The 7,576-nt window shown below is 65.9% G+C and carries 8 protein-coding genes; 3 read left to right on the top strand and 5 right to left on the bottom strand.

Going from position 1 to position 7,576, the window contains the following annotated elements; translation table 11 throughout:
• A partial coding sequence (locus RMN84_RS01440; RefSeq protein ID WP_309610429.1) for an ABC transporter ATP-binding protein occupies positions 1–318 on the bottom strand: 318 nt, incomplete at its 3' end.
• A 177-nt stretch (positions 319–495) separates the two neighbouring features.
• Here RMN84_RS01440 and RMN84_RS01445 point away from each other — a divergent pair.
• The 3 genes from RMN84_RS01445 to tldD are packed head-to-tail and all read left to right on the top strand — an operon-like array spanning position 496 to position 2,609.
• Positions 496–945 (top strand): DUF4402 domain-containing protein, encoded by a 450-nt coding sequence (locus RMN84_RS01445; protein WP_309610430.1) that lies wholly within the window; start codon positions 496–498, stop codon positions 943–945.
• Positions 946–993: 48 nt separating this feature from the next.
• On the top strand, positions 994–1,188 hold the full coding sequence (locus RMN84_RS01450) for a zinc-finger domain-containing protein (RefSeq protein ID WP_309610431.1): 195 nt from the start codon (positions 994–996) through the stop codon (positions 1,186–1,188).
• Positions 1,185–2,609: a metalloprotease TldD gene (tldD, locus tag RMN84_RS01455; RefSeq protein ID WP_309610432.1), complete on the top strand. Its 1,425-nt coding sequence runs from the start codon at positions 1,185–1,187 to the stop codon at positions 2,607–2,609. The genes RMN84_RS01450 and tldD overlap by 4 nt, the downstream gene beginning before the upstream one ends.
• On the opposite strand, the gene RMN84_RS01460 is transcribed toward tldD, so the two are convergent.
• The 4 genes from RMN84_RS01460 to RMN84_RS01475 form a co-directional block, all read right to left on the bottom strand.
• Entirely contained in the window at positions 2,606–3,013 is a 408-nt protein-coding gene (locus RMN84_RS01460) for a TIGR01244 family sulfur transferase (protein ID WP_309610433.1), read from the bottom strand. The genes tldD and RMN84_RS01460 overlap by 4 nt on opposite strands.
• Positions 2,997–4,787 carry a DNA helicase RecQ gene (gene recQ, locus RMN84_RS01465; RefSeq protein WP_309610434.1) on the bottom strand — a complete coding sequence of 597 codons (1,791 nt, stop codon included), beginning with the start codon at positions 4,785–4,787 and terminating at the stop codon, positions 2,997–2,999. Before recQ ends, RMN84_RS01460 begins: the two co-directional genes overlap by 17 nt.
• A gap of 13 nt (positions 4,788–4,800) precedes the next feature.
• Complete coding sequence (locus RMN84_RS01470) at positions 4,801–6,987, bottom strand: M3 family metallopeptidase (RefSeq protein ID WP_309610435.1); 2,187 nt, start codon at positions 6,985–6,987, stop codon at positions 4,801–4,803.
• A 73-nt stretch (positions 6,988–7,060) separates the two neighbouring features.
• The coding region (locus RMN84_RS01475; protein WP_309610436.1) for an ATP-binding cassette domain-containing protein at positions 7,061–7,576 on the bottom strand (516 nt) is incomplete at its 5' end.

Here is a 7,576-nt window from a genome sequence, read left to right on the forward strand (position 1 = left end):
CATTCCCGCCTGGATTTCCAGCGCCTCCTTCGGCGTGAAGAAAGGGTCGAACAATATCTCCTGGGGCACGATGCCGATCGACCGTTTGGCGTTGCGCGGATGGTCGTCGATGTCGAACCCCCACACGGTCGCCGTGCCGCCGGTCTTGACGACCAGCCCGGCGAGGATGTTGATCAGCGTCGACTTGCCCGCGCCGTTGGGGCCGAGCAGCCCGAAGATCTGCCCGCGCGGCACGTCGAACGTGACATCGTCCAGCGCGCGCTTGCCGCCGGCATAGGTTTTCGACAGCAACTTGATGCGGATGGCGGCTTCGGTCATGCCGGTCGACATAGCGGCGCGCGCCGGACGGCGAAAGCGGCGATGGTGAAGCCGCCGTTAACCATGAGCGAAAGTCTCTCCTTGACGTTAACCCTGTAGCGCGCGTTGATGGTTCGATCGTCGCTGTATCCCTGCGTCCTCCTGAGCGCCCTGTTCGCGTCGTCCGCGGCGTCCACGGTGCCGATTGCCGCAAACCCGTCGGCGACGGCAAATGCGCTAATCGTGTTTCCGCTCAGCCTGACCAAGCTGCAGGACCTCGATTTCGGCCAAATGACGGTGACGAACGCCGGCACCGTCGTGATCGATCCCAACGCCAACACGATCAGCAAGACCGGTGGCGTGCTGCTGGTCGGCACTGGCTGGCATGCAGCGCAATTCGTCGGCTCGTCCGCCGGCCAGTCGGCGGTGGTCAATATCAAGCTGCCGAATCAGCTGACCACCCTCACTCGCCAAGGCGGAACGGAGACGATGACGCTTTCAAACCTGACGTTGGAGGGGCAAGCCAAGCGCACCATCGCAGCGGCGGAGAGCTTCACCTTCCGCGTCGGTGGCACCCTCAACGTGGCGGCCAACCAGGTCGAAGGCATTTATACTGGCACGTTCAACGTCGACATCCAATATCCCTGACGCTCGCCACGCATTGAAGCCGCGCCCCGCCGTCGCTACGTGAGGAGCATGCAACCGCCACCCGAAACCGTCCGCACCAAATCCACCCGCGTCGCCTGCGACGGATCGGGCGCCGTGCCCGCCGCGCTCGGCCATCCGCGCGTCTATCTTCATATCGAGGATGAGCTCGGCTTCGTCGAATGCGGCTATTGCGACCGCCGTTTCGTGCTCGAGGGCGGCCCGGCCGATACGGACGCCAAGTGAAGGCGCCTGATCCGCGCGGCTTTCTTTATCGCGAGGGCGCGCTCGATCCCGACGATGCGCGCCGCCTCGCCGCCCGCCACCTCGCCGCCCATGACGACGGCGAACTCTATCTACAATATGGCATCTCGGAAGCGTTCGGGTTCGACGACGGCCGGCTGAAGACCGCCGATTATCACAGTGCCTCGGGCTTCGGCCTGCGCGGCGTGACCGGAGAAATGACCGCGTTCAGCCACGCCAACGAGATCAGCGTGGCCGCGATCGACCGCGCCGCCGCGACCCTGTCGCTGCTCGACCCGGCCAAGGGACCGCCTTCCGCGCCGCCGCCGCGCACCAACCAGGCGATGTATGCCGCTGCCGATCCGCTCGCGCTCGTCCCGTTCGCGAAGAAGGTCGCGCGATGCCAGGAGATCGACGCCGCCGCCCGCGCTCGCGATCCCCGCGTGGCGCAGGTCAGCGTGTCGCTGTCGGGCAGCTGGAACGTGGTCGAGATCGTCCGCGCCGACGGCTTCGTCGCGACCGACGTCCGCCCGCTGGTCCGCCTCAACGTGTCGATCGTCGCCAAGGATGGCGACCGGCGCGAGACCGGCAGCTTCGGCATGGGCGGGCGCTATCTCTACGATCGACTGTTCGAACCGGCGACGTGGCACCGCGCGATCGACGAGGCGCTGGCGCAGGCGCTGACCAACCTCCGCTCGGTCGCCGCACCCGCAGGAGAGATGCAGGTCGTGCTCGGTCCCGGCTGGCCCGGCATATTGCTCCACGAAGCGATCGGCCACGGACTGGAGGGCGACTTCAACCGCAAGAAGACCAGCGCCTTCTCCGGCCGCCTGGGTGAACGGGTCGGCGCGCCCGGCGTCACCGTCATCGACGAAGGCGCGATCGGCGAGCGGCGCGGATCGCTGACGATCGACGACGAAGGCACGCCAACCAGCCGCACCGTGCTGATCGAGGACGGCATTTTGAAGGGCTATCTCCAGGACCGGCTCAACGCCCGGCTGATGGGGATGGAGCCGACCGGCAACGGCCGGCGGGAGAGCTTCGCCCACCCGCCGATGCCGCGCATGACCAACACCTTCATGCTCGGCGGGCAGGACGACCCGGCGGAACTGATCACGCGGGTCAAGAACGGCATCTACGCCACCAGCTTCGGCGGCGGTCAGGTCGACATCACCTCGGGCAAGTTCGTGTTCAGTTGCACCGAGGCGTTCAAGATCGAGAATGGTAAGATCGGCGCTCCGGTCAAGGGCGCGACGTTGATCGGTGACGGACCGAGCGTGCTCACCCGGGTCAAGGGCATCGGCAACGACATGGCGCTCGACGAGGGCATCGGCGTCTGCGGCAAGGGCGGCCAGTCGGTCCCGGCGGGCGTGGGGCAGCCGACGCTGCTGATCGATGGGTTGACGGTAGGCGGCACCGGCTAGAGCAGGTGCGCGACTGGCGCCAAACTAAATCCAGCTGCCTCGGCGCAGCGCTCCAATTCCTCCCGCGCAACCCCGTCCTCGGACCTGGCCACCGCCCACGCCAGCGTCGACCGGTTGCCTGAACGGCAATAGGCCAGCACCTTGCCATCGCCCGCCGCCGTCATTGCCGACCGCATCGCCTCGACGTCGCTCGGCCCCATCCCGCGCGCGATCGGGACGTGGCGGTAGGCGATGTCGCATGCCTTGGCGGCCGTTTCCATCTCGGCGCTGGTCGGCTGATCGGGGTCCTCATGGTCGGGGCGGTTGTTGATGATCAGCGTCACCCCCTGCGCCGCCAGATCAGGCAGGGCGGCGGGATCGATCTGGCCCGAGACCATCGTCTTGTCGTCAAGCTGGCGTGGCATGGTGACCCTCCTGTGCTGCGTGGAGCGCGGCCAGCAGCGGCTCACCATAGCGCGCCAGCTTGGTTTCGCCCACGCCTTCAATTCGGCCCAGCTCCGCCAGGCTCGACGGTCGGGCGAACACCACCGCGCGCAGCGTCGAATCGTGGAAAATGACATAGGGCGGAATGCCCGCTTCCTTGGCCGTGTCGCGTCGCCACGCCCGCAGCGCCTCGAACAGCGGATCGACCGGGCCGGTGGGCGCGCGATCGCTCCGCGCCTTGCGAACCTTAGCGGGCGGAATGGCGATGATCACCGACTGCTCGCCCTTCAGCACTGGCTTCGCCCCCGGGCCGAACGACAGCCCGCCATAATCGTCCGCCCGCAACGCATCGCGCGCCAGCAGGGCGCGCGCGATCGGGCGCAGGAGCGCCACTTCCTCGGCATTGGCAATGCCGAACACCGATAGCTGGTGATGCCCGAACTGGCGTACCTTCTCGCTGTCGTTGCCGCCCAGCACCGCCGCCAGATGGGCCACGCCAAAGCGCATCTCCGTCCTGAACACCGCCGACAGCAGTTTGCGCGCGACCTCGGTAACGTCGATCGTCGCGGGCGGGTCGAGGCAATTGTCGCAATTGCCGCATTGCTCGGGGGGCTCCTCGCCGAAATGGCGCAGCAGAATCGCCCGGCGACAGGTCGCGGCCTCGACGAACGCCGCCAGCACATTGAGCCGCTCGCGCTCGCCCGGCCGCCGCGCCTCCTCGACCTCGCTCTCGATCCGCCGCCGTGCGGTGGCGAAATCGTCGGCACCCCAGAACAGCCAGGCCTCGGCCGGGTCGCCATCGCGCCCGGCGCGGCCGGTTTCCTGATAATACGCCTCGATCGACTTGGGGATGCCGGCATGGGCGACGAAGCGCACGTCGGGCTTGTCGATGCCCATGCCGAACGCGACCGTCGCCGCCATCACCATCTCTTCCGACGCGACGAACGCCGACTGGTTGCGGGCACGCACCGGCGGCTCCAGCCCGGCGTGATAGGCGAGCGCGCTGCGCCCGGTGGCAGCCAGCTGCTCGGCGATCTTCTCGGTACCGTTGCGGCTCGTCGCATAGATGATGCCCGGCCCCGGCTGGACGGCGACCAGCGCCTTCAATTGCTCGCCGACCCCGTCGCGCGGCCGGACGTGATAGCGGATGTTGGGCCGGTCGAACCCGGCGATGATCAGCCCTGCGTCGGGGATGCCGAGCTGCTGCAATATGTCGGCCCGAGTGCGGGCATCTGCGGTTGCGGTCAGCGCCAGCCGCGGAACGTCCCGAAACTGGTCGAGCAACGGCCGCAGCAGGCGATAGTCGGGGCGGAAATCATGGCCCCACTCGCTGACGCAATGCGCCTCGTCGATCGCGAACAGCGCCAGTGGCACCTCGCCCAGCAACCGCGCGAACGCTTCGCCCGACGCCCGCTCCGGTGCCGCATAAAGCAGGTCGAGTTGCCCATCCCGCAGTGCCTCGCGGATCGCGCCGGGATCATTGCTAACTGACGTCAAGGCAGCGGCGCGCAGGCCATGCGCTTCGGCCGACCTGATCTGGTCATGCATCAACGCGATCAGCGGCGAGATGACGATCGCCGTCCCCGCCCGCGCCACTGCCGGCACCTGGTAACATAGCGACTTGCCCGCCCCGGTCGGCATGACGGCGAGGCTATGCTGCCCGGCCATCACCCGGCCAATCACCGCCTCCTGCACCCCGCGGAAAGCGGCATGGCCGAAGACGCTGTCGAGGATTTCAACTGGGCTGGCTGTCACTTTGCCTCGGCGTTCATTGTTCTCCCGAAGCCGTCGCTGCGCCGGGCGTCAAGCCGTGATAGCGCAGCATCGGCGTCACATCGGGGTCGCGACCGGTGAAGTTGCGGTACATGGTGCCAAGCTCGACCGTATTGCCACGCGACAGGATCAGGTCGCGGAAACGCTGGCCATTGGCCCGGTTCAGCCCGCCATTCTGCTCGAACCAGGAATAGGCGTCATGGTCCAGCATCTGGGTCCAGATGTAGGCATAATAACCGGCCGAATAGCCATTGCTCCAGATGTGCATGAAATAGGGCGTCTTGTAACGCGGCGGCACGTCGGCAGAGTCGAAGCCCCCTGCGGCCAGCGCCTTGGCCTCAAAGGAGTCGGCGCTCTGGCGCGGCGCAGAAACCGGCAGGCTGTGCCAGTCCAGGTCGAGCTTGGCCGCCTCGACTGTTTCGCCGAAATCGAAACCCTGGTTAAACGTCCTTGCCTGCTTGATCTTGTCGACCAGCGCCTGCGGGATCGGCGCACCGGTCCGGTAATCGACGGCGTAATGCTTCAACACGCTCGGCTCGAGCGCCCAATTCTCGTTGAACTGCGAGGGAAATTCGACCCAGTCGCGCGCGGTCGACGTGCCCGACAGCGTCGGGTAGATCTGCGCCGCGAACAGGCCGTGCAGGGCGTGACCAAACTCATGGAACATCGTCGTCACATCGTCGAAGCTGATCAGTGCGGGCTTGCCCGGTGCCGGCTTGGCGAAATTCTCGACGTTATAGATCACCGGCGTCGTGCCGCGCAGGCTTGACTGCAGGACCATGTTCGACATCCACGCGCCACCATTCTTGTTATCGCGTTTGAAGAAGTCGAAATACATCAGGCCGACATGCTTGCCATTCTCCTCGGTCACCTCGAACACGCGCATGTCCGGGTTCCACGTCGGAAGGTCCTTCCGCTCGGCAAAGTTCAATCCATAAAGCTGGTGCGCGGCGTAGAAGACGCCGTCGGTCAGCACCTTGTTGATCTCGAAATAAGGCTTCATCGCGTCGCTATCGAGGGCGTAGCGCTCCTTGCGGATCTGCTCGGAATAAAACTGCCAGTCCCACGGCATCGCCTTGAACGAGGGCTTGCCCGACGCCTCGGCCTGCCGGTTGATCAGCGCTTGGATATCGGCATATTCGCGACGCTGCTTGGCCGAAATGGCCGGGGCCAACCGGTCGATGAAGCCGATCGCGGCCTCCGGTGTCTTCGCCATCTGGTCGTATAAGGTGTAAGCAGTAAAATTGGGGTAGCCGAGCAGCGCCGCCTGCTTGGCACGCAGCTCGGCCAGCTCGCTGATGATCGCCCTTGTGTCGTTGGCGTCGCCGCGACTGGCGCGATTGACGCTTGCCTTGAACAGCGCCTCGCGGGTCGCGCGGTTGGTTAGCGAATCCATCGCCGGCTGCTGTGTCGTATTCTGCAGGGTCAGCACATAGCCATCGAGCTTACGCGCCTTGGCGGCATCGGCGGCGGCAGCGATCGCCTCTTCGCTCAGCCCGGCCAGCGCCGCCTTGTCGGTGAAATGGAGCGCCCCGGCCTTGGCTGAAGCGAGCAATTTTTGCGTATAGGAGGACTGCAACGTCCCCAGGCGCAGATTGAGCGCCTTCAGTTGCGCCTGCTTGGCCGGTGACAGCTGGGCACCGCCATGGACAAAGCGGTCATACTGAACGTCCAGCAGCCGCGCCTGCTCGGCGTCCAGCCCGAGGCTCGCCTTGCGGTCGTGCAGCGCCTTGATTCGCGCGAACAGTTTCGCGTTGAGATAGATGAAGTCGTTATGCGCGGCGAGCAGCGGCGCGGTCTTCGTGTCGACCGCCTGCAGGGCATCATTGGTGTTGGCGCCATTGACTGCCGAGAACACGAGCTGTGTCCGCTCCAGCAGCAGCCCGGACTTTTCCAGCGCAACGAGCGTATTGTCGAAGGTTGCCGCCGCCTTCTGGTTGGCGATGGCGAGCACCTCGGACTTCTGCTGCGCCATGCCGGCGATCATTGCGGGCAAATAATCGCTGTCCTTGATGCGGGCAAAGTCGGGCGCCTGGAACGCCAGCGTCGACGGCTTGGCGAACGGATTCGCCATCGGCAGGGTGGCGGTCATTGCGTTTCCGGCGCGGTGCTTGACGGGGGCGGCGGCGAGGGGTGCGGCGATGGCCAGCACCGCGGTCGCGGTGAGAAAACTACGCAACATGTGGTTACTCCTGAAACTAGATGTCGCGCCTTTCTAGCTCCCGGCAACATTACGCAAGCCTGAATCTGCACGATTATTCCGCCGCCTGGGCCGCGTCCTCCAACTCCCTCTCGGCCTGCTGCCGGTTCCACAGGTCGGCGTAGAGGCCGTTTTTCGCCAGCAGGACATCGTGCGTCCCCCGCTCGGCAACGCGGCCTTCGTCCAGCACGATGATCTGGTCGGCGTCGGCCACGGTCGACAGGCGGTGGGCGATGATGATCGTCGTGCGGTCGCGGATCGCCCCTGCAAGCGTCGCCTGGATCGCCTCCTCGGTGCGCGAATCGAGCGCGCTGGTGGCCTCGTCGAGGATCAGGATCGGCGGATCCTTAAGCAACGTGCGGGCGATCGCCACCCGCTGCTTCTCGCCGCCCGACAATTTCAGCCCGCGCTCGCCAACCATCGATTCATAGCCGTTGGGAAGGGATGCGATGAACCCGTCGATCGCCGCGCCCGCCGCCGCCCGCTCGACCGCCGCCTGATCCGACCCCTCGCGGCCAAAGGCGATGTTATACGCAATCGTGTCATTGAACAGCACCGTGTCCTGCGGCAC

The organism is Sphingomonas sp. (genome assembly GCF_031380695.1).
Taxonomy (GTDB): domain Bacteria; phylum Pseudomonadota; class Alphaproteobacteria; order Sphingomonadales; family Sphingomonadaceae; genus Sphingomicrobium.